The following is an 18856-nucleotide window of genomic DNA, read 5'->3' on the forward strand; positions in this document are numbered from 1 at the left end:
GCGAACGCGCTGGATCTGGATGACTGCGCCGTGGACGACTTACCTGTCCGGGCTCTCCATGGGGGCGCGGCGTGGCCCTCGCCCGTTGACCGCGCTCGGCCTGGATCCGCGCACCGTCTGACGGTCGGCCGCCGCGGGACTCCGCTCGCCGTCGTGCTTACCGGTGACTACCGCCACGGCGTCCCCCAACTCCGGCTGCTATACGCCATGTGGCCGATCCGGGCCTGCGGGAAGCCCCCACCACACCCCGGGAAGAGTTTTGCTCGGTGGCGGCATCGCGTCCGCCTGATCGGATGATCTCTTCGCTTCTGGCGGCAGCCTGTCAGGAGGGCGCGCTGGCCCCGGAGGGCGGCTGCCCCCTCACTTTCCAGGGCGATACCGCCGGCAGCCCTCGCTCCGAGTCGGCGGGAGTAGCACCACACCGGAATCAGGCCACGCTGAGTAATGACACAATCACCGAAAGCCATCCAGGCGTGTTCGTCGAGAGAGGTCTCATGCGCATTCTGAAGAGGGTCCGGGTCGTTGCGGCAGCCCTGGGGGTGGTGGCCGGGACGCTGCTGGCTTCGGCCGGCCCGGGGACGTCGGTCTCGCAAGCGGCGACGCCCGCGGACGGTGCCGCCGCTGCGGCGTCGCGCATCTACGGCGTCGAGATCGTCAAGCAGGGCGGCGTGGTCGGCGACCTGCAGACCCAGAGTGTCCGCTGCCCGCAGCGCAAGGTACCGATCGGCGGAGGCGGCGAAACCAGCTTCGGCCACACCCCCTGGGGCCACGAAATCCAGCTCGTCAGCAGTGTGCCGCTGATCGAGGGCGGCCAGCCCGTCGGCTGGAGGACATCCGCCCACAAGGCCGTCTCCCTCGACATGACCCTGACGACCTACGCCGTCTGCGCCTACCCGCCCAGCGGATACCAGCTCGTTCAGAGCCCGGTCACGCCGTCCCCCTACGACACGCTGACCACGTTGTCGTGTCCGGCCGGGAAGGTCGCCCTGGGCGGAGGAGGTGAGGCCATCGGGTCTGGCTCCTGGCTGAGCAAGTCGTACCCCGCCCCGGTCAGCGGCACCGCCCAGCCCACCCAGTGGGCACTCGGCACCGCCGGATGGGATACGACCACCGCCGTGGTCCACGCGGTCTGCACCGACCCCGTCTACGCCCTGACCGTCACCCACTACAACGCCGCCTCCGAAAGCCCCTACGGCGGCCTGCTCAAGTGCCCCGCCGGGACTGTCGTCGCCGGTGGAGGCGCGTCGGCCAACGGGCCTTCGGCCAGCCTGTTCTCCAGCCGTCCCGCCAAGGCGGCCGAGACCGGCTCGCGCGACGGCTGGTGGGCCCAGGGGAGCGACAACCTGCAGAGCTCCAACATCGACCTCTACGTCATGTGCACCGAGCCCGTCTAGGTATCGCTCTTCGCTGAACCCAGGTGGTCGCCCGTCTGCGCCTCTGCGCAGGCGGGGGCCTCTTGGTCGGTCATGGGGACGACTTCACCGAAGCTCACCGGGTGGCGCAGCCCTCCCCCGGGCCAAGGGCGTACAGCAGGTGCGACGCAAGTTGCGCTTGGATGTTGTCCTTGGCTGCGGGCAGGGGTTCGGACCGGCCCGAAAGCCGCCAAGGCGAAGCCTGGTTCCTCACTCAGCCGCTCGCCGGCCGCGGCCCGCACGCCCGCCGTACTGTGAAACCTCGAGCCCAGGTGCTGGTCAATTGCCTCGGTGACCTGGGCGTCACCCCGCACTGTCACGCGCCTCGTGAGCGCCGCCTCAGTCAGGCCCGCTGGGCGGACAGTGATGATGGTTCATGGCGTCACCGACAGATCTGTCCCTTGGGCTGACTGACCGGAATCTCGTGTCCTTGCCTTGATCCGTCGGTCTGTTGGTGACGCCATCAAGGCATATCAAGGCGTCGGCCGCCTCGTGCGAGTGCCCTTCCGGGGCCGCCGCCTCAAGGGGTGGAGACGGCGCCACAACAGCACCCACGCCAAGATCCGCTGCCTCGGCGAGCAGGCCAAGGCCACCCTGAAGGCTGGCGCCTGCTACGGAAACCCCGCTGCGGCACCAACCGGATCACCGACATCGTGAAGGCCGTCCTGGTCCTTCACCACTCCTCAGCCTGAGGTTGGAGAAGACTCTGGCTGGGACCAGGTCAGCCTCTCCGCCGTCGCGGCCCGCGCCGAGGTGTCACGCCCCTCGGTGTACAAGGAGTTCGGCAGCCGGGCCGGCCTGGGGCGCGCTGGTAGTGCGGGAGACCCAGCGATTCCTGGCAGGAGTGGCCGACACCCTCCACCCCGGCGCGCCGGACACCCACGCCTGCCTCGCAGCCGCCATCCTGTACGTGCTCAGGGAAGCTGATCAACGGCCCCTGGTCCGTGCCGTGGTCACAGCCGCCCGCGAAGGCTCCGACAGCCTGCTCCCCTACCTCACCGCCCGAGGGGACCCCATCTTCGACGCCGGCCGAAGCCTGGTCCGGAAGTGGCTGGCCACGCGGCACCCGGAACAGGACACGGAAACGCTCGGCATGGCAGCGGACGTCATCGTCTGTATGACCATCAGCCGCCTCCTCCTGCCCGCCGGTGAGCCATGCCTCACCGCCGGGAGACTGACGACAGCGGCCCTGAAACTCCTGCACCCGAGCTGACGGGAGAAGCAGGGCGACCAGGGCCCACGGTGAGATGCCCGTACCACCCGGGCCGAACCCTTCAACCGGGTCGGGCCCCACCCCGCCGAGCGGCCGCACCGCCTCGGCGAACCGGTGCCGGCCTCGCACCGCCCGTCAGCACGGCTCCCGCGGCGTGGTCCGCCGTCGCCGACGATCAGACGGCACCCATGATCAGCCCCTCGATGGTGTGCTTCTGGGTGATGGGTGTCAGTTCGTCGACGACCGGGCAGTCCAGATGGCGGCGGACGCGCTCCGGCAGGCTCTCCCAGAACCGCCGCGTGACAGCGGCGTCGTGACGGTCGGCGTTGTCCGCGCCTGGTCCGTCGAGGCCGAGCACGAGGACGGGCCGGGCCTTGGCCGACTCGTTCCTGGTTCCGCGGTGGACCGTGAGCGCGGAGCGGGCCGAAATGTCCCCGCGCCGCGGGTACTTGCGCACGGCGAGCTGCTCATACCGGCCGTAACGTTCGCGCGGCGGGAACATCCCGTGCTCAAAATCGGGCGCGTCGTCCCACTGGGTCCCCGGTGCGATCTCGAAGGGCCCCATGTCCGGGTCCGTGTCGACCGCGGTGACATTGAACGCCAGCGATGTGAGGCGCCGCTCCGCCAAGGTCTCCGCGGGGATGGGGAAGTCGCGGTGCCAGGGCTGGTCCACCGCGCCTTCCAGCGGAACGTCGAATCCCAGCTCGACAATGCGGTAGTCGGGCCCCAGCACGGCTGTGGCCAGCGACCGGACCCACGGGTGATCGACGAGTTCGACGAAGCCGCTGAGCTGCTCCGGATGGATTTCGACGTAGTAGCGATGGGGCCCCCGGCCCACCGCACCGTCCGGCCGGGAGCGCGCTTCCTCGAAAGCGGCGTCGATGTCCTCGCGCAGCCGGTCGGCCCACGCCACGGCGAAGGCCCCCTTCAGCGCGGTGATGCCGTCCGCGTACAGGTTGGCCACGTCCTGCGTCACATCGACAGCGGCCTCGGCGGCGGGCCCATCGGGAATTGCGTGCACGGTCGTCCCTCGTCTCCTTGCGACAGAGCTTTCGACGTCAGCTTCACATCGATGCATGCAACGTTGCAATACCTTGGGTCAGGGTACTTGGCGCGGTGCTTCGCGGTGCGTGACAGGATGCCGAGGTGAGCAGTCGTCTGAAGGATGTGGCCGCCCGGGCCGGTGTCTCCGTCCGCACCGTGTCCAACGTGGTCAGCGGTTCCGCCCCGGTAGCGGCCGATACCCGCCGACGCGTCCAGGAAGCGATCGACGAACTCGGCTACCGCCCCAATCTCGCCGCCCGCAGCCTGCGCGCCGGCCGAACCGGCATCATCGGCCTGGCCATCCCCGAACTGCACTCCCCCTACTTCAGCGAACTCGCCGGCCTCCTGGTGGACGGGGCCCAGCGCAGATCGTGGACCGTCGTCATCGACCAGACACGTGGAGAAGCCCATGCCGAACGCCGTCTGCTCACGCCGGGCGGCGGACGCGTGGTGGACGGGCTCATCATCAGCCCCTGGGCGCTCGACCTCGCCGAACTCGCGGCCACCGAACTGACGGTCCCCCTCGTCCTGCTCGGCGAGCGGGGCCCTGGGGGAGCCGCGGACCGGATCGCCGTCGACAACGTCACCGCCGCCGACGAGGCCACCGACCACCTGGTCAGGATGGGCCGCCAACGCATCGCCGCCATTGGCCTGCAGCCCCACCTGCACAACGGCACCGCCCGCCTGCGCACCGAGGGATACCTGCGCGCCCTGGACCGTGCGGGGCTCCCCCGGCATCTGGACGCCCGGCGTCCCGTCAGCGCACTGCACCGCGCGGACGGTGCCCGCGCCATGGCCGAGTTGCTGGACATGCCGGACGCCCCCGACGCCGTGTTCGCCTTCAGTGACGAACTCGCGCTCGGCGCCCTCCACACCGCACGCCAACGAGGCCTGCGCGTGCCCGAGGACATCGCGATCATCGGATTCGACGACATCGAGGACGGCCGCTACAGCAACCCGCCGCTGACCACCGTCTCTCCGGACAAGCGACAGATCGCCGAGCGGGCCCTGCAATGTCTGGCCGACCGCATCTACAGCCCCGGCAACACCGTGCCCCCGCAGGAACTCACGATCTCCCACCGCCTGATCAGACGCGGCACCACCTGAACCGGCGACGCCACAGTCGCCGCGGCCTCGGTTCCGGGCGACTGTGGCGTCGGGCGACATCGAGGGCAGGCGTCAGGGTTCAGGGCGTGCGCCGGTGCTCGCGCGAGAGTGAGGAAACCCCAAGCCGGGCCGGTGCTCTTCGAGTTACGCCGTCAGGCCGCCCTCCCGGGGGGCCGGTGCGCCGGTCCACGCATTCCTCCGGACCGGGGAGTGAGGTTTCTCCGAGGAAAGGAAGGAACCCGACATGAGGGAAATGCCTCTCCCCTGGTGAGCACCCCTGTCCTGGAGGTTTTTACGTTGAGTTCCGCACGCCCGCGCATCCGTCGCTCCACCCCGGCCGGCCGGAGGACCCGGCTCGCCCTGACCGGGCCCGCGACCCTGCTCGCCGCCGCGCTCACCGCGTGCTCGGGCGGCTCCTCGGGCTCCACCGAGGTGGGCGGGGACGCCAAGGCGCCCGGCACCAGCGTCTCGGTGAACCTGAAGGGCAAGGCCGCGGCCCCGGGCGGACCGGTGAAGGTGACACTGGCTCACGGGAAGCTGGAGGCGGTGTCGGTGACCGCCGGCGAGGGCGGCGCGCTGGCCGGGAAGATATCCGCCGACGGCCGGACCTGGACATCCGACCGGGTCGCCGCGCCGGGCACCGCTTACACGGTCGAGGCGAAGGACACGGACGGCGGCAGCGACCGGGCCACGTTCGCCACCGCCGAGGCCGAGAAGGTCAACAAGCTCGCCCTCGCGCCGGGGAAGAACACGACCGTGGGCATCGCGCAGCCGCTGTCCGTCGTCTTCGACCACCCCGTGAAGGACAAGGCGGCCGTCGAGAAGGCCCTGAAGGTCTCGACGTCGAACGACACCGAGGGCTCCTGGGGCTGGCTGCGGGACCACTCGGGCAAGGACCGCGTCGACTGGCGGCCCAAGGAGTACTGGAAGCCCGGCACGAAGGTCACCCTGGACGCACAGCTGAACGGGGTCGACACGGGTACGGACGGCGGCTGGTTCGTCCGCGACTACATGACGACGTTCACGGTCGGCGCGGCCCAGGTGGTCGAGGTCGACCTCGACCGGTCCCGCCTCGCCCTGCACCGGGACGGGAAGCAGGTACTGAACGTCCCGATGTCGGCGGGCACCCCGGGCGGCGAGAAGGCCTCCTGGCGGGGCACGGCGGTCCTGATGTCCAAGGAGGGCACGATCAACATGCGCTCCGAGACGGTGGGCCTCGGCGACGCCTACGACAAGATGGTCGACTACTCGATGCGGCTGACCTGGTCCGGGATGTACGTGCACGCGGCCCCGTGGAACGCGGGCTATTTCGGTCAGGCCAACCGGAGCTCGGGTTGCGTCGGGATGAGCGACGCGGACGCCGCCGCCCTGTACGGACAGGTGCGGGTGGGCGACCCGTTCGAGATGACCGGCACACAGGCCAAGGGCACGGTCGCCGAGGGCAACGGATACGGCGCGTGGAACCTCTCGTGGGAGGACTGGGCGGCCAAGAGCGCACTGTAGTGACCCGGTAGCGCCCGGTCCGGGGCCGGAGCACTACTGACGCGACGTCCAACAATCGTTACCCTCACGCAACGCACCCGGTAGTTACCAGCGGTAAACAATCAGGGTTACCGTCGGGTCACTTTGCACTGACACGCGTGAGGAGTGACCCCGTGGCACGTCCGAAACCGGCACCGCGCACCACCGCTTCGATCACCACCGCTGTCGTCCTGCTCGCCGGGGCCGCGCTCGGCGCCGCCCCGGCCGCGACGGCGGCCCCCGGCACCGCACCCGCGGGCACGACCGCACAGGGCCTGACGTTCCACGACATCCCCGGCTCCGGGGGCATCACCCTGAAGGGCAACGTCTTCACGCCCGCCGGGGCGGCGGCCGGGGCAAAGCATCCGCTGATCGTCTTCCCGACGAGCTGGGCCATGCCGCAGATCGAGTATCTGGCCCAGGCCCAGAAGCTCGCCGACTCCGGTTACGTCGTGGTGAGTTACACCTCACGCGGCTTCTGGCTCTCGGGCGGGGAGATCGAGGTCGCGGGGCCGCCGGACATCGCGGACGCCTCCGCCGTCATCGACTGGGCGCTGCAGCGCACCTCCGCCGACCCGGACCGCATCGGCATGGGCGGCGTCTCCTACGGGGCGGGCATCAGCCTGCTGGCGGCCGGGCACGACCCGCGCATCAAGGCGGTGGCCGCGCTCAGCGGCTGGGCCGACCTGATCGACTCGATCTACAGCGGTCGCACCCAGCACCTCCAGGCCGCCGCCCTGCTCGGCGGCACGGGCCTGGTCACCGGCCGCCCCGGCGACGAACTGACGCGGACGCTCAAGGACTTCCTCGGGTCCAACCTGGAGAAGGAGCCGGAGATGATCGCCTGGGGGAAGAAGCGCTCCCCCGCGACGTATCTGGACCGGATCAACGCCAACGGCGCGGCGATCATGATGGGCAACGCCTGGGGCGACACCGTCTTCCCGCCCAACCAGTACGCCTCGTTCTACGACAAGCTCACCGGCCCCAAGCGGCTGGAGTTCCGCCCCGGCGACCACGCCACAGCCGAGGCCAGCGGCCTGCTCGGGCTGCCGAACGACACCTGGACGAGTACCCGCCGCTGGTTCGACCGCTATCTCAAGGGCGAGCGCAACGGCATCGACACCGAGCTGCCCGTCCAGCTCAAGTCCCGCACCGACCAGGGGTACGAGGGCTACCCGGACTGGAAGTCCGTGGGCGCGGTGAAGAACCGGATCCCGCTGGACGGCACCAAGAAGGTGTGGGCGAACGTCGACTCGGGAGCCAACGGCGGCATCGCGATCCTGTCCAACGCGCTGGACCAGTTCCTGAAGCTGCCGCCGACGGTCTCCGTGCCCCTGCTGCCACGCACCTTCGCGAGCGTGTGGCAGTCGGAGCGGTACGCCACCCAGCAGCGGATCCGGGGCACGTCCGCGCTGCACACCACGGTCACCGCCACGAAGCCGAGCGGCACCCTCGTCGCGTATCTCTACGACGTGGGGCCGCTCGGCATCGGCAAACTGGTCAGCAATGCTCCGTACACCTTCCACGGGCAGACACCGGGCCGGCCGTTCCCCGTCGACCTGGAGCTGTACTCCACGGCCTACGACGTCCCGGCCGGTCACCGGCTCGCCCTGGTGATCGACACCGTCGATCCGCTGTACATCGAGCACAACCCGACCGGCGCGCAGCTGACCTTCTCCTCGCCCGGCACGGACCCGAGTCATCTCTCGGTCCCGCTGCGCGAGAAGTGATCACCGACTGCTGCCGGGCGGGCAGGGCCCGGCTACTGGCCTCCCGGCAGCAGCGTCCCCGGTTCGGCCGGGGCCACCCCCACCGCCTTCGTCCTCGGATTGCGCCGCTGACGACGGGCCACCCAGGTGGCGAACCACGAGAGCAGCATGCACATCCCGATGTAGATCGGAGAGATCACCATCACGACGGGGATGAAGGGAAGATCGTAGTCGAGATTCGACGCGATCAGCTTTCCGGCGTGGAGGAATTCCTCGTAGGTGATCAGATAGCCCAGTGAGGTGTCCTTGAGCGCGACCACCAGTTGACTGATGATGGTCGGCAGCATCGCGCGTACGGCCTGGGGAGCCAGGACGAACGTGGTGACCTGTGTCTTGCGCATGCCGAGCGCGTACGCCGCCTCGCGCTGGCCCCGGTCCACGGAGTTGATCCCGGTGCGGAACACCTCCGCGAGGACGGAGCCGTTGTAGAGCGTCAGACCGGCGACCAGGGCGGGCAGCGGGTGGACCTGCAGCGCCACGAAGATGAAGAAGATCATCACCAGCACCGGCATGGCCCGGAAGAACTCGACCAGCAGGGTGGAGATCCAGCGCAGCACCCGGTGTTCGGAGAGCCGGCCGACCGCGAGGACCGCGCCCAGGGCGAGCGAGAGGACCGCGGCGTACGCGAACGCCTTGAGGGTGTTGCCGAGTCCGCGCAGCAGCAGTTCCTGGATGCCCTTGTAGGCGAAGGGCGACCACTTCTCGGCGGTGAACTGGTCGGTGTCGAAGAGCAGATGGACGATCCAGCCGAACAGCGCCAGGATCACCACCGTCGAGGCGATCCCGTACATCAGGTGCCGTTTACGGGTCACCGGGCCGGGGATGTCGTAGAGCGCGGTGGCCGCCGGCAGCGTGGGCCTGCGGGTGAGGGTCTTGGTCATCGTGCCACTCCCCAGCGCTTCTCCATCACGTTGAACACCGCGCTGATGGTCAGGGTGATGATCAGGTAGCCGACGGCGATCCAGATGAACGACCAGATGATGCTGTAGCCCAGCTCGTTGAGCGTCTTGTAGGTGCCGAGGAGTTCGGTGACGCTGAACGCCCCGGCGATCGCGGAGTTCTTCGCCAGCGCGATCAGCGTCGAGCCGACCGGCGGGATCACCGACCGGAACGCCTGCGGCAGCACCACCGCTCCCAGGGTCTGGCCGAAGTTCATGCCCAGGCTGCGGGCGGCCTCGCCCTGCCCCTTGGGCACGGTGTTGATGCCGGAGCGCAGCACCTCGCAGATGAAGGCCGAGGTGTAGCAGCCGAGCGCCAGCACCGCGAAGAACTGGAACGGCAGGACGAGCCCGAAGCGGGGCAGGCCGAGCAGGACCGCGAAGAACAGCAGTGTCAGCGGGGTGTTGCGGAGCACGGTGACCCAGACCGTGCCCAGCACCCGGAGGGAGCCGACGGGCGCGACCCGGAAGGACGCCATCAGGAAGCCGAGGACGAGCGCCAGCGCGGAGGCGTAGACGGTCAGCTCGACGGTGCCGAGGAAGCCCTTGCCGTAGAGGGAGAAGTTCTCTGTCAGTACATCCATGGGTGGGGCCGTCCCCTCAGGTCGCCGGGTAGCGGTCGATGGGCGGCGGGGTCGGCGCAGGAGATCCGGAGAGCCCCAGCGTCGCTTCGTACGCCTTCTTCCAGTTGCCGTCCTTCTCGTTGGCCTCCAGAGCGTCGTTGAGCGCGTCGCGCAGCGCGTTGTCCTCGCGCGGTACGCCGATGCCGTACGGCTCCTCGGAGAAGGGCTTGCCCACGACCTTCATCTCCTCGGGCGCCTTCGCCGCGAAGCCCAGCAGGATCGCGTCGTCGGTGGTGACGGCGTCGACCTGGAAGGTGAGGAGGTTGTCGACGCAGATCGAGTACGTGTCGTACGCGACGAGCGTCGCGCTGGGGTAGTCGGCGGCGATGCGCTGGTAGGGCGTGGAGCCGGCCGCCGAGCAGACGGTCTTGCCCGCCAGGTCCTGGGGCCCGTTGATGTCGTTCTCGTCGGTGCGCACCAGCAGGCCCTGGCCCGCCATGTAGTACGGGCCGGCGAAGCCGACGAGTTTCTTGCGCATGTCGTTGATGGTGTAGGTGCCGACGTAGTAGTCGATCTGGCCGTTCTGCAGGGCCGTCTCGCGGTTCGCGGAGGCGATCGTGCGGAAGCGGATCGTCTTCGGGTCGAAGCCGAGCGAGGCCGACATCATGCGGGCGATCTCGATGTCGAACCCGGAGTAGACCCCGCTGGCCGGGTCCTTCTCCCCCAGGTACGGCTGGTCCTCCTTGGCGCCGACCACCAGGTGGCCGCGCTTCTTCGCCCTGGTCCAGGTGCGGGAATCGGGCAGTTCGAAGCCGGTGTCGACCTGGTACACCGGCAGGGCCTCGGCCTTGGGGCCCTTGACCGGCGGGCTGCCGTCCTTGCCGCAGCCCGCGGCGAGTGCGGCGAGCAGGAGACCGGCCACGAGGGCGGCGGCCCTGCCCGTACGCGTGTTCCTCGTGCGCAACATGGAAGCCTCCCCTCAGTGCTTGAGGATCTTGGACAGGAAGTCCTTGGCGCGGTCGCTCGACGGGGACGTGAAGAAGTCCTCCGGGGTGCGGTCCTCGACGACGCAGCCGTCGGACATGAACACCACGCGGTTCGCGGCGGAGCGGGCGAAGCCCATCTCGTGGGTGACCACGACCATGGTCATGCCGTCCCGGGCCAGCTGCTGCATGACCTCCAGTACCTCGTTGATCATCTCCGGGTCGAGCGCCGAGGTGGGCTCGTCGAAGAGGAGCGCCTTGGGGTCCATGGCCAGGGCGCGGGCGATGGCCACGCGCTGCTGCTGGCCACCGGAGAGCTGGGCGGGGAACTTGTCCGCGTGGGCGGCCAGGCCGACGCGCTCCAGCAGTTCGCGGGAGCGCCGGTCGGCCTCCTCCTTCTTGCGCTTGCGGACCTTGAGTTGTGCCAGCGAGACGTTGTCCAGCACGGTCTTGTGGGCGAAGAGGTTGAACGACTGGAAGACCATGCCGACTTCGGCACGGAGCTGGGCCAGGCCCTTGCCCTCCTCGGGAAGGGGTCTGCCGTCGATCGTGATGCTGCCGGACTCGATCGTCTCCAGCCGGTTGATCGCCCGGCACAGGGTGGATTTCCCTGAGCCGGAGGGGCCGATGACCACCACCACCTCCCCGCGGCCGACGGTGAGATTGATGTCCTGAAGTACGTGCAACTCTCCGAAGTGTTTGTTGACGTCCCTCAGTTCGATCAACGGATCGACGGCCATGCGCTGCCCTACCCACTTGTCGCTGTGTCGAGGTCAGCGCAAACTATCCATCCCGAAAAGGGACTTCGCACCCGACACGCGTAAATGGCGCAAAAGGCTTTTTAACTGGATTAGGAGGGGAGGGCGGGCCACCGGCCCGCTCCCGGCTCAGTTCTCGGCGGACTCCGCGTACACCTGGGAGAGCTCGGGGCTGCCCGCCATCGCCCAGTCGAGACCGGCCGCGACGACGTCGATCTCCCGCCCGGACTCCAGCCGCACCACGGGCTGACCGCTCGGCCAGACGTCCCACGCGGCGCCCGGGACGGTCCGCACGATCACGGTCCCGAGGTAGAGACCGGCGTCGTTGCCGAGCCAGGGAAGCTCCTCGGGATCGTCGCGCCAGCGGGGCGGCAGCTGGTCGAGCGCGGCCAACGAGGCGGGAGTGTCGTCGAGTTCGAGTCCGTGCTGCCCCGCCCGGACGCGTAGCAGTTCGCATTCGGCGAGCAGTTCGGCCACACCGTCGGGGTCTGTCTCGACGGCGGCGGCGAGTGCGCCTGAATGCGTACCACCCTGACGCTTACGCCAGTTGTCCAAGAAAGGGATGTTCATACCACTAGGGTCCCATCCCGGCCAGGTTCCGCACCACAGGGCGCGCGGCGTTCACCGATCCCCCACCCCGCCCCGGCCGGGGATCCGATCAGTTATCTAAAGTACGCACATGAGTGCACACGCTTACGTTTCGGAACTGTTCTCGCTGGAAGGCCGGGTGGCTGTGGTCACCGGCGGCAGCTCCGGCATCGGCCGGGGGATCACCGGCGCCCTGGCCCGGGCCGGCGCGGGCGTCGTCGTGGTGGCCCGCCGGGAGGCGGAGCTGAGGGCGACCGTGGACGAGCTGACCGCCGAGGGCTGCCGGGCCGCCTGGGTGAGCGCGGACCTGAGCACCGCCGAGGGGGTGCACGCCGGGGCGGAGGAGGCCGCGGCGGCGTTCGGGGAGCCGGACATCCTGGTGAACTGCGCCGGGATCAATCTGCGCCCGCCGATGACCGAGCTCGCCGAGGACGTCTGGGACACCACGATGGCGGTGAACCTGAAGGCGCCGTTCCTGCTGGGGCAGCGGTTCGGTCCGGGCATGGCCGAGCGGGGGTACGGGCGGATCATCCACGTCACGTCGCAGCAGGCGCACCGGGCCTTCGTGAGCAGCGGCGCCTACGGGGTGTCCAAGGGCGGCCTGGAGTCGCTGACCCGTTCGCAGGCCGAGGCGTGGTCGCCGCACGGCGTCACCGTGAACAGCCTGGTGCCCGGGTTCGTGCTGACCCCGCTGAACGCACGCCTCCAGTCGGACCCGGAGAAGGTGGCCTCACTGGCCGCCCGGACGATGGTCGGCCGCAACGGGCTCGCGGAGGACTTCGCGGGGGCAGCGGTGTTCCTGGCGGGGCGCTCCTCGGCGTACGTCACCGGGCAGTCGGTGTTCGTGGACGGCGGGTTCTCGGTGCACTGAGGACCCGCCGCCCGCACCCGGGGCCGTCCGGTCAGGAGTTCTGCTGCCAGAGGGCGGCCGCCGCCTCGGTCACCGCGGCGTCCACGGCCGCCGAGGCGGCTTCCTTCTCCACGCCGAGGCCGGTCAGCACGCCGGAGCCGCCCTCGAACTCCAGCAGGGCCAGCAGGATGTGCTCGGTGCCGACGTAGTTGTGCCCGAGCCGGAGCGCCTCACGGAAGGTCAGCTCCAGCACCTTGCGGGAGTCCGCGTCGTACGGAATCAGCTCGGGTTCCTCGTCGGAGGCCGCCGGCAGTACGGCGGTCGCCGCCGCACGGAGGGTGTCCGGGGTGATTTCCTGGCCGACGAGGACCCCGACCGCGATGGATTCGGGCTCGGCGAGCAGGCCGAGCACCAGGTGGGCCGGGAGGATCTCGGCGTGCCGGGCGGCCCGGGCCTCGTTGTGGGCGGCCATGACGACGTTGCGGGCGCGCTGGGTGAAGCGGCCGAAGCCCTGGCTCGGGTCCAGGTCGGAGGCCCCGTCACCCTTCTTGGGCACGAAGCGCTTCTGGGCCGCCTGGCGGGTGACCCCCATGCTCCGGCCGATGTCCGTCCAGGAGGCGCCGGAGCGGCGCGCCTGGTCCACGAAGTGGCCGATCAGGTGGTCGGCCACGTCGCCGAGATGGTCGGCGGCGATGACCGCGCCGGAGAGCTGCTCCAGGGCATCGGTGTTGGACTTCTTGATGGCCTCGATGAGGTCGTCGAGGCGCACGGACGGGGTGGCGGGAAGAGGCTGCGTCATGCGTCAACCGTAGGTTGACACCTATCTGGTGTCAACCTTGGGTTGTCAGACCGACGCGCCTCCGCTCCGCGGATCCTGTCTCAGAGATCGAGGTCGACGACCACCGGAGCGTGGTCCGACGCGCCCTTGCCCTTGCGCTCCTCGCGGTCGACGTAGCTGTCCTTGACCGCGGCGGTGAACGGGGCGTTGCCGAAGGTGAGGTCGATCCGCATGCCCTTGTTCTTGGGGAACCTCAGCTCGCGGTAGTCCCAGAAGGTGTAGGCGCGGTCGTACTTGAGGGGGCGGGGCAGAACCTCGCTCAGCCCCTCAGCCTCCAGGGCCGCGAGGGCGGCGCGCTCGGCGGGCGTCACATGCGTGGCGCCGACGAACAGCGCCGGGTCCCACACGTCCTCGTCGGTCGGGGCCACGTTGAAGTCGCCCAGGACCGCGAACGGCAGGGCTCCCGCCGCGTCCGCCGCCGCGGCCTTCCGCAGGGCCTCCAGCCAGCGCAGCTTGTACGCGTAGTGCTCGTGCTCGACCTCGCGGCCGTTGGGCACGTACACCGACCAGAGGCGCAACGGACCGCAGGTCGCCGAGATCGCGCGGGGCTCCTGCACGCCTTCGTAGTCCGGGCCGTCGGGCAGCCCGGTGACGACGTCGGCGAGGCCGACGCGGGAGAGCAGCGCGACCCCGTTCCACCGGCCGGTGGCGTTGACCGCGGACTCGTAACCCAGCTCGGCGAGCGCGGCGGTGGGGAACTGCTCCGCCGTGCACTTGGTCTCCTGGATGCACAGCACATCGGTGCCGCTGCTCTCCAGCCAGGCCAGAAGCCTCGGCAGCCGGGCGGTGATCGAATTGACGTTATAGGTGGCGATGCGCATGGCAGCCAACCTAGCGGCTCCCACTGACAGTCGCCGGAGAGCTCACAGCTCGGTGACGCCGCCCGGGGCCAGCCGGCCGTGCTCGGCGCCGCCCAGGGCCCCGATCTGGTGGTCGTAGATCGGCCGTGCCAGATCGGTCAGCAGGGCGTCGTGGACATCGATGGCCCGTCGCGGCTTGACCTCGCGCACGTAGTCGATGACCTCGGAGATCTTGCTCCAGGGGGCCATCACCGGCAGCAGCAGCGTGTCCACGGGACGTTCGGGAACGGTGAGCGCGTCGCCGGGGTGGAAGACCGAACCGTCGACGAGGAAACCGACGTTGGTGATCCTCGGGAGGTCCGGGTGGATCACCGCGTGCAGCTCGCCGTGCACGGTGACGTCGAATCCGGCGGCCGCGAACGCGTCCCCGTCGCCCACGGTGTGCACCCGCCCGGGGAAGGCGGCCGAGAGCTGCTCGGCCACGCTGCGCAGCGTCCAGATCTCGGCCGCCGGATTCGCCTCCAGGCCCGCCCGCAGCCGCGCCTCGTCGAAGTGGTCCGGGTGCTCGTGCGTCACCAGGACGACGTCCGCGCCGAGCGCCGCGTCGTCCTCGGAGAAGCCTCCGGGGTCGATGACCAGGACCCGCCCCTCCTTCTCGATCCGGACGCAGGAGTGGGTCTTCTTGGTGAGGGTGAGTGCCCCGGGCGATGCGTTCATGGCTCCATCCTGCTACGCGGGCGGCGTGGTTTCCTCCTGGATCACGGCCTGCGCGACGGCGAAGGCGGCTCCGGCGGCCGGGAGCCCGCAGTAGACGGCCGTCTGGAGCAGAACTTCCTTGATCTCGGCGGGTGTCAGGCCGTTGCGCAGGGCGGCGCGGGTGTGCGCGGCCAGGCCCTCCAGGTGGCCGGAGGCGACGAGCGCGGTGAGCGTGATGCAGCTGCGGGTACGGCGGTCGAGGCCGTCCCGGCTCCAGACCTCGCCCCAGGCATACCGGGTGACCAGCTCCTGGAAGTCCTCGGTGAACCCGTCGGCCGAGGCGTTCACCGCGTCGACATGGGCGTCCCCGAGCACCTCGCGGCGTACCTTCGTGCCCTGCTCGTACCGGTCGTCCGGCGTCGGAGCGGAGGTCTCGGGTGTCGCGGCGGCCGGGGCGATCTCGGCCACCGGGGCGAACGGGGCGGCGGGCGTCGCGGGGCCGAGGACGAGCGGCAGCACCGGGATCGCGGCCGAGGTGTCCTGCTGCCAGGCGGTGGAGAAGTGCATCAGCAGCAGGTCGCTGACGGCGGCGGGCTGCTCGACCGGCGCGAGGTGCGAGGCGCCGGGGACGAGCGCCAGGCGGGCGTCCGGTATCCCGGCGACCAGCGTGCGGGCCTCGGCGGGCCCGGTGACCTGGTCCTCCGCCCCGACCAGCACCAGGGTGGGCACGCCGATCCGGCCCAGGGCGCCGCGGATGTCGAACGCCGCGAGCGCCTCGCAGGCGGCGATGTAGCACCCGGGATCGGTGGTGCGGACCATCTGCACGGCCCATTCGACGATGGCGGGCTGCGCGGCGGCGAAGCCGGGGGTGAACCAGCGCTCCGGCGCGGTGCGGGCCATCGGCTCCAGGCCGTTGGTGCGGACGATCACGCCACGCTGGCGGAACTCGTCGGCCGTGCCGAACCGGGGCGAGGAGGCGACGAGCGCCAGCGAGGCGACCCGGTGCGGGTGGCGCAGGGCCAGATCGGCGCCGACGGCCCCGCCGATCGAGCAGCCCGCGTAGCCGAAGCGCTGGACGCCCAGCCCGTCCAGCGTCGCGAGCAGCCGGTCGGCCAGATCGGCGACGGAGGCGGCGGCGTGCGCGGGCGCGCCGCCATGGCCGGGCAGGTCGTAGCGGAAGACCCGCCAGTGCTGGGACAGTTCGGGTATCTGGCGGTCCCACATGTGCCACGTCGTCCCGAGGGAGGGCCCGATGACCAGGACCGGGGCGTCCTCGGGCCCGTCGAAGCGGTACTGAAGCGTCCGGGGGGCGTCGCCCGGCCCCTGCGCTCCCCGCGCCTCCTGCGGACCAGGGGCCACCGGGCCCGGGACGGCCTGCGGGCCCGGGACGGCCTGCGGGCCGGGCGTGGACGGCGACCCGAAGGCGGCCTGCGGTGCGGAAGCAGCCTGCGGGGCCGGTGCGGCCTGCGAGGCCGGTGCGCCCCCCGGTACGGGGGCGGCCTGCGGGGCGAGCGGGTTCGGGGCCGGCTGTGCGGTCACCGGGGCCTGCGGGAATCCGGGCGTCCCGCTGCCGCCGGGGGCCGGGTAGGGCGCCGGGGCCGCCGACAGAGGCACGGCGTCCGGCCCCTGATGCGGGGCCGGAACCGCCTGATGAGGCGCTCCGGGGTGCGGGGCTGGCCCACCGGCGTGGGGGGCCGGCACGGACTGCGGGGTCGTCTCGCTCACTTCGCTCACTCGCTCCAGGTTACTGAGCGCCCCTCCGGCCCCCGGGTCAGGGGGTCGCTGCCGATACGACATACACGACAGGACTGGCCGGGTCGGTCATATTGACCGTGATGTTCTGGGTGGGGCGCGGCTTCTTGTTGCTGTGCGTGGTGCTGGCCCAGTGCTCACCCGGGCCGAAGGACCAACCGGCGATCCTGATGTCCCGGGGGCTGATGTCGATCGTGTCGGGCTCCAGCGCCGCGCGTCCGGTGCCCACCCCGGTCAGGAAGCGGTCGAGACCGGCGGAGGTCGTCCGGAACTTCGCGTACATCCGGCTGGCTTTCCAGTTGTTCGTCTCGTAGTACTGGACGCCCTGCCCGTTGCCGGGGATCGGGATCTCGAAGATCCGGCGCTGCATCTTGGAGGGCCAGCCCTCGCGGAGCCCCTGGGCGGCCGCCTCGGCCTCCTTGTCCTGGCCCGAGCGGCGGCTCTGACCGGCCGAGATCAGCAGATAGCCGGCCGGGATGCCGATCAGCAGCACGATGATCGTCGCAGTGATGAAACGCCGCTTGAACACATGCCGCCGGTCCTCGGGCGGCTTGCCCTCGCCGTCGCCCGCAGACTCCGACTGGTGCGGCACCACGGGGTGCTCGGCTGCGATCATGATCAGGTCGTCCTCAAGGTGCTGCGGTGACGGCGTTCTGAAGAGTGGACGCCGGAACGGGCGGCTGCGGTTCAGTCAGCGGTACGGGTGGACCGCGTGTTGCGGATGGTGCTCGCCGCCTGGTCGTAGATCTGGGCGTACCGCTCGTACCGTTCGACGCGACGCCGGTTGGCCCGGCGGAATCGGCGGGCGACCAGCCGGGCCAGGTCCGCGGCGCCGACCATACCCGCCTCGGGGCCGAGCTGCGCCTTCGCGATCCGGGCCTCGGGGCGGTAGCCGCGACCGGTGAGGTGACGCTTGAAGGCGTCCCTGGCGGGGCCGATCAGGAGGTCGTCGGCGGCGCTGACACCGCCTCCGATGACGAAGCAGGAGGGGTCGAGGGCGGCGGCCAGGTTGGCGATGCCGATGCCGAGCCACTGGCCGATGTCCTGGAGCAGCTCGATGCACATCGCATCGCCCTCGCGGGCCAGTTCGGTGATGAGCGGGCCGGTGATGTCGGGGATGTGGCCCTTCACCCGGTCCAGCAGGTAGTGCGCGACCGGGGAGTCGGCGGCGGCCAGTTCCCTGGCCTCGCGGACCAGGGCGTTGCCGGAGCTGTACTGCTCCCAGCAGCCCCGGTTGCCGCAGGGACAGCGGTGGCCCGAGGGCACGACCTGCATGTGGCCGAACTCACCGGCCACGCCGTACTTGCCGCGCTTGACCTGGCCGTCCTCCAGGATCGCGCCGCCGATGCCCGTACCGAGGGTGATCATGACGAGGTGGTCCTCGCCCCGGCCCGCGCCGAAGCGCCATTCCGCCCAGGCGGCGGTGTTGGCGTCGTTGTCGACCATGACGGGGACGACGAGGCGCGACGCGATCGCGTCGCGCAGCGGCTCGTCGCGCCAGGCGAGGTGCGGGGCGAACAGGACCTTGGAGCGGTCGGCGTCCACCCAGCCCGCCGCGCCGATGCCCACCGCGTGGACGTCGTGGCGGTCGGAGAGGTCCAGGACCAGCTCGACGATGGTGTCCTCGACGACCTTGGGGCTCTTGGACTTGTCGGGCGTCTCGGTGCGGAGCTGTTCCAGGATGTTGCCGTCGGCGTCGACGACGCCCGCCATCACCTTGGTGCCGCCGATGTCGATCCCGACCGTGGGGACCCGGGGGGCGGTGAGGTGCGAGCGGCGTTCCTTGGTGCCGACGGTCTTGAGGACGGTGGCGCGGGCGGAGCCGCGGTGTGCGAAGTCGCGGTACGTGCTCATCGTCCCTGCGGGGTCTGGGGGGGCCGGGCCGCTGTCGCGGCCGGCGGCGGACGGCGCCCGCCGGGCTCGATTCTGCCACTGCCCGGCACCGGCGGGCCGGTGGGCGGGGTCGGCCGCGCCGGGGCGGTCGCCGCTCAGGGGGTCTCGCCCTTCGTGCCGTGGGCGCCCGG

General features: G+C 70.6%; 18 protein-coding genes and 2 pseudogenes. 8 read left to right on the forward strand and 12 right to left on the reverse strand.

The features are described 5' to 3' along the window. Positions 1-494: 494 nt before the first annotated feature. From CR470_RS07335 to CR470_RS07350, 4 genes and pseudogenes are all read left to right on the forward strand, one after another. On the forward strand, positions 495-1394 hold the full coding sequence (locus tag CR470_RS07335) for a hypothetical protein (protein ID WP_143663784.1): 900 nt from the start codon (positions 495-497) through the stop codon (positions 1392-1394). Positions 1395-1871: 477 nt separating this feature from the next. Then, a pseudogene (locus CR470_RS40385) lies at positions 1872-2104 on the forward strand (transposase family protein); the annotation flags it as partial. 22 nt (positions 2105-2126) lie between these two features. Then, positions 2127-2339, forward strand: a pseudogene (locus tag CR470_RS07345) (TetR family transcriptional regulator); the annotation flags it as partial. Beyond that, a complete protein-coding gene (locus CR470_RS07350; protein ID WP_143663785.1) occupies positions 2257-2625 on the forward strand; it encodes a hypothetical protein in 369 nt (122 codons plus the stop codon). The pseudogene CR470_RS07345 and the gene CR470_RS07350, both read left to right, overlap by 83 nt. A 175-nt stretch (positions 2626-2800) precedes the next feature. Here the strand turns inward: CR470_RS07350 and CR470_RS07355 are convergent, their stop codons facing one another. Beyond that, positions 2801-3646 carry a phytanoyl-CoA dioxygenase family protein gene (locus tag CR470_RS07355; RefSeq protein WP_257138482.1) on the reverse strand — a complete coding sequence of 282 codons (846 nt, stop codon included), beginning with the start codon at positions 3644-3646 and terminating at the stop codon, positions 2801-2803. Positions 3647-3771: 125 nt separating this feature from the next. Between CR470_RS07355 and CR470_RS07360 the strand changes: the two genes are divergently transcribed. The 3 genes from CR470_RS07360 (at position 3772) to CR470_RS07370 (ending at position 8027) form a co-directional block, all read left to right on the forward strand. Further along, positions 3772-4776, forward strand: a complete 1005-nt coding sequence (locus CR470_RS07360; protein WP_097866753.1) for a LacI family DNA-binding transcriptional regulator — start codon at positions 3772-3774, stop codon at positions 4774-4776. A gap of 297 nt (positions 4777-5073) precedes the next feature. Then, positions 5074-6279 carry a L,D-transpeptidase gene (locus CR470_RS07365; protein ID WP_097866754.1) on the forward strand — a complete coding sequence of 402 codons (1206 nt, stop codon included), beginning with the start codon at positions 5074-5076 and terminating at the stop codon, positions 6277-6279. 152 nt (positions 6280-6431) lie between these two features. Continuing rightward, entirely contained in the window at positions 6432-8027 is a 1596-nt protein-coding gene (locus CR470_RS07370; RefSeq protein WP_097866755.1) for a CocE/NonD family hydrolase, read from the forward strand. A gap of 32 nt (positions 8028-8059) precedes the next feature. On the opposite strand, the gene CR470_RS07375 is transcribed toward CR470_RS07370, so the two are convergent. The 5 genes from CR470_RS07375 to CR470_RS07395 form a co-directional block, all read right to left on the reverse strand. After that, the gene (locus CR470_RS07375) at positions 8060-8947 is read right to left on the reverse strand and encodes an amino acid ABC transporter permease (protein ID WP_097866756.1); all 888 of its coding nucleotides are present in this window, start codon (positions 8945-8947) and stop codon (positions 8060-8062) included. Beyond that, positions 8944-9588, reverse strand: a complete 645-nt coding sequence (locus CR470_RS07380) for an amino acid ABC transporter permease (protein ID WP_097866757.1) — start codon at positions 9586-9588, stop codon at positions 8944-8946. The genes CR470_RS07375 and CR470_RS07380 overlap by 4 nt, the downstream gene beginning before the upstream one ends. A gap of 16 nt (positions 9589-9604) precedes the next feature. Beyond that, entirely contained in the window at positions 9605-10534 is a 930-nt protein-coding gene (locus CR470_RS07385; RefSeq protein ID WP_097866758.1) for a glutamate ABC transporter substrate-binding protein, read from the reverse strand. 12 nt (positions 10535-10546) lie between these two features. Continuing rightward, the gene (locus tag CR470_RS07390) at positions 10547-11290 is read right to left on the reverse strand and encodes an amino acid ABC transporter ATP-binding protein (RefSeq protein WP_097866759.1); all 744 of its coding nucleotides are present in this window, start codon (positions 11288-11290) and stop codon (positions 10547-10549) included. A gap of 147 nt (positions 11291-11437) precedes the next feature. Next, positions 11438-11878, reverse strand: coding sequence for a DUF6278 family protein (locus CR470_RS07395; protein ID WP_097866760.1), 441 nt, complete (start codon positions 11876-11878; stop codon positions 11438-11440). A gap of 109 nt (positions 11879-11987) precedes the next feature. On the opposite strand from CR470_RS07395, the gene CR470_RS07400 reads away from it, so the two are divergent. Further along, positions 11988-12767 (forward strand): SDR family NAD(P)-dependent oxidoreductase, encoded by a 780-nt coding sequence (locus tag CR470_RS07400; RefSeq protein WP_097866761.1) that lies wholly within the window; start codon positions 11988-11990, stop codon positions 12765-12767. A gap of 31 nt (positions 12768-12798) precedes the next feature. Here the strand turns inward: CR470_RS07400 and CR470_RS07405 are convergent, their stop codons facing one another. From CR470_RS07405 to CR470_RS07430, 6 genes are all read right to left on the reverse strand, one after another. After that, a complete protein-coding gene (locus CR470_RS07405; RefSeq protein ID WP_097866762.1) occupies positions 12799-13545 on the reverse strand; it encodes a Clp protease N-terminal domain-containing protein in 747 nt (248 codons plus the stop codon). Positions 13546-13625: 80 nt separating this feature from the next. Continuing rightward, complete coding sequence (locus tag CR470_RS07410; protein WP_097866763.1) at positions 13626-14405, reverse strand: exodeoxyribonuclease III; 780 nt, start codon at positions 14403-14405, stop codon at positions 13626-13628. A 42-nt stretch (positions 14406-14447) separates the two neighbouring features. After that, positions 14448-15101 (reverse strand): MBL fold metallo-hydrolase, encoded by a 654-nt coding sequence (locus CR470_RS07415; protein ID WP_097866764.1) that lies wholly within the window; start codon positions 15099-15101, stop codon positions 14448-14450. A 12-nt stretch (positions 15102-15113) separates the two neighbouring features. Next, positions 15114-16439 carry a bifunctional 3-oxoadipate enol-lactonase/4-carboxymuconolactone decarboxylase PcaDC gene (gene pcaDC / locus CR470_RS07420; RefSeq protein ID WP_097866769.1) on the reverse strand — a complete coding sequence of 442 codons (1326 nt, stop codon included), beginning with the start codon at positions 16437-16439 and terminating at the stop codon, positions 15114-15116. Positions 16440-16851: 412 nt separating this feature from the next. Further along, complete coding sequence (locus CR470_RS07425) at positions 16852-17448, reverse strand: hypothetical protein (RefSeq protein ID WP_097866765.1); 597 nt, start codon at positions 17446-17448, stop codon at positions 16852-16854. Positions 17449-17519: 71 nt separating this feature from the next. Next, the gene (locus tag CR470_RS07430) at positions 17520-18686 is read right to left on the reverse strand and encodes an ROK family glucokinase (RefSeq protein WP_097866766.1); all 1167 of its coding nucleotides are present in this window, start codon (positions 18684-18686) and stop codon (positions 17520-17522) included. Positions 18687-18856 lie beyond the last annotated feature (170 nt).

It is taken from the genome of Streptomyces sp. rh34 (genome assembly GCF_002551245.1).
Taxonomy (GTDB): domain Bacteria; phylum Actinomycetota; class Actinomycetes; order Streptomycetales; family Streptomycetaceae; genus Streptomyces.

Excerpts from the sequence above, each read along its gene's own strand:
- CR470_RS07405 (WP_097866762.1), bottom strand. The coding sequence starts at position 13,545 with ATGACGCAGCCTCTTCCCGCCACCCCGTCCGTGCGCCTCGACGACCTC.
- CR470_RS07375 (WP_097866756.1), bottom strand. The coding sequence starts at position 8,947 with ATGACCAAGACCCTCACCCGCAGGCCCACGCTGCCGGCGGCCACCGCG.
- CR470_RS07390 (WP_097866759.1), bottom strand. The coding sequence starts at position 11,290 with ATGGCCGTCGATCCGTTGATCGAACTGAGGGACGTCAACAAACACTTC.
- CR470_RS07380 (WP_097866757.1), bottom strand. The coding sequence starts at position 9,588 with ATGGATGTACTGACAGAGAACTTCTCCCTCTACGGCAAGGGCTTCCTC.
- CR470_RS07410 (WP_097866763.1), bottom strand. The coding sequence starts at position 14,405 with ATGCGCATCGCCACCTATAACGTCAATTCGATCACCGCCCGGCTGCCG.
- CR470_RS07415 (WP_097866764.1), bottom strand. The coding sequence starts at position 15,101 with ATGAACGCATCGCCCGGGGCACTCACCCTCACCAAGAAGACCCACTCC.
- CR470_RS07430 (WP_097866766.1), bottom strand. The coding sequence starts at position 18,686 with ATGAGCACGTACCGCGACTTCGCACACCGCGGCTCCGCCCGCGCCACC.
- CR470_RS07425 (WP_097866765.1), bottom strand. The coding sequence starts at position 17,448 with ATGATCGCAGCCGAGCACCCCGTGGTGCCGCACCAGTCGGAGTCTGCG.
- CR470_RS07335 (WP_143663784.1), top strand. The coding sequence starts at position 495 with ATGCGCATTCTGAAGAGGGTCCGGGTCGTTGCGGCAGCCCTGGGGGTG.
- CR470_RS07395 (WP_097866760.1), bottom strand. The coding sequence starts at position 11,878 with ATGAACATCCCTTTCTTGGACAACTGGCGTAAGCGTCAGGGTGGTACG.
- CR470_RS07400 (WP_097866761.1), top strand. The coding sequence starts at position 11,988 with ATGAGTGCACACGCTTACGTTTCGGAACTGTTCTCGCTGGAAGGCCGG.
- CR470_RS07385 (WP_097866758.1), bottom strand. The coding sequence starts at position 10,534 with ATGTTGCGCACGAGGAACACGCGTACGGGCAGGGCCGCCGCCCTCGTG.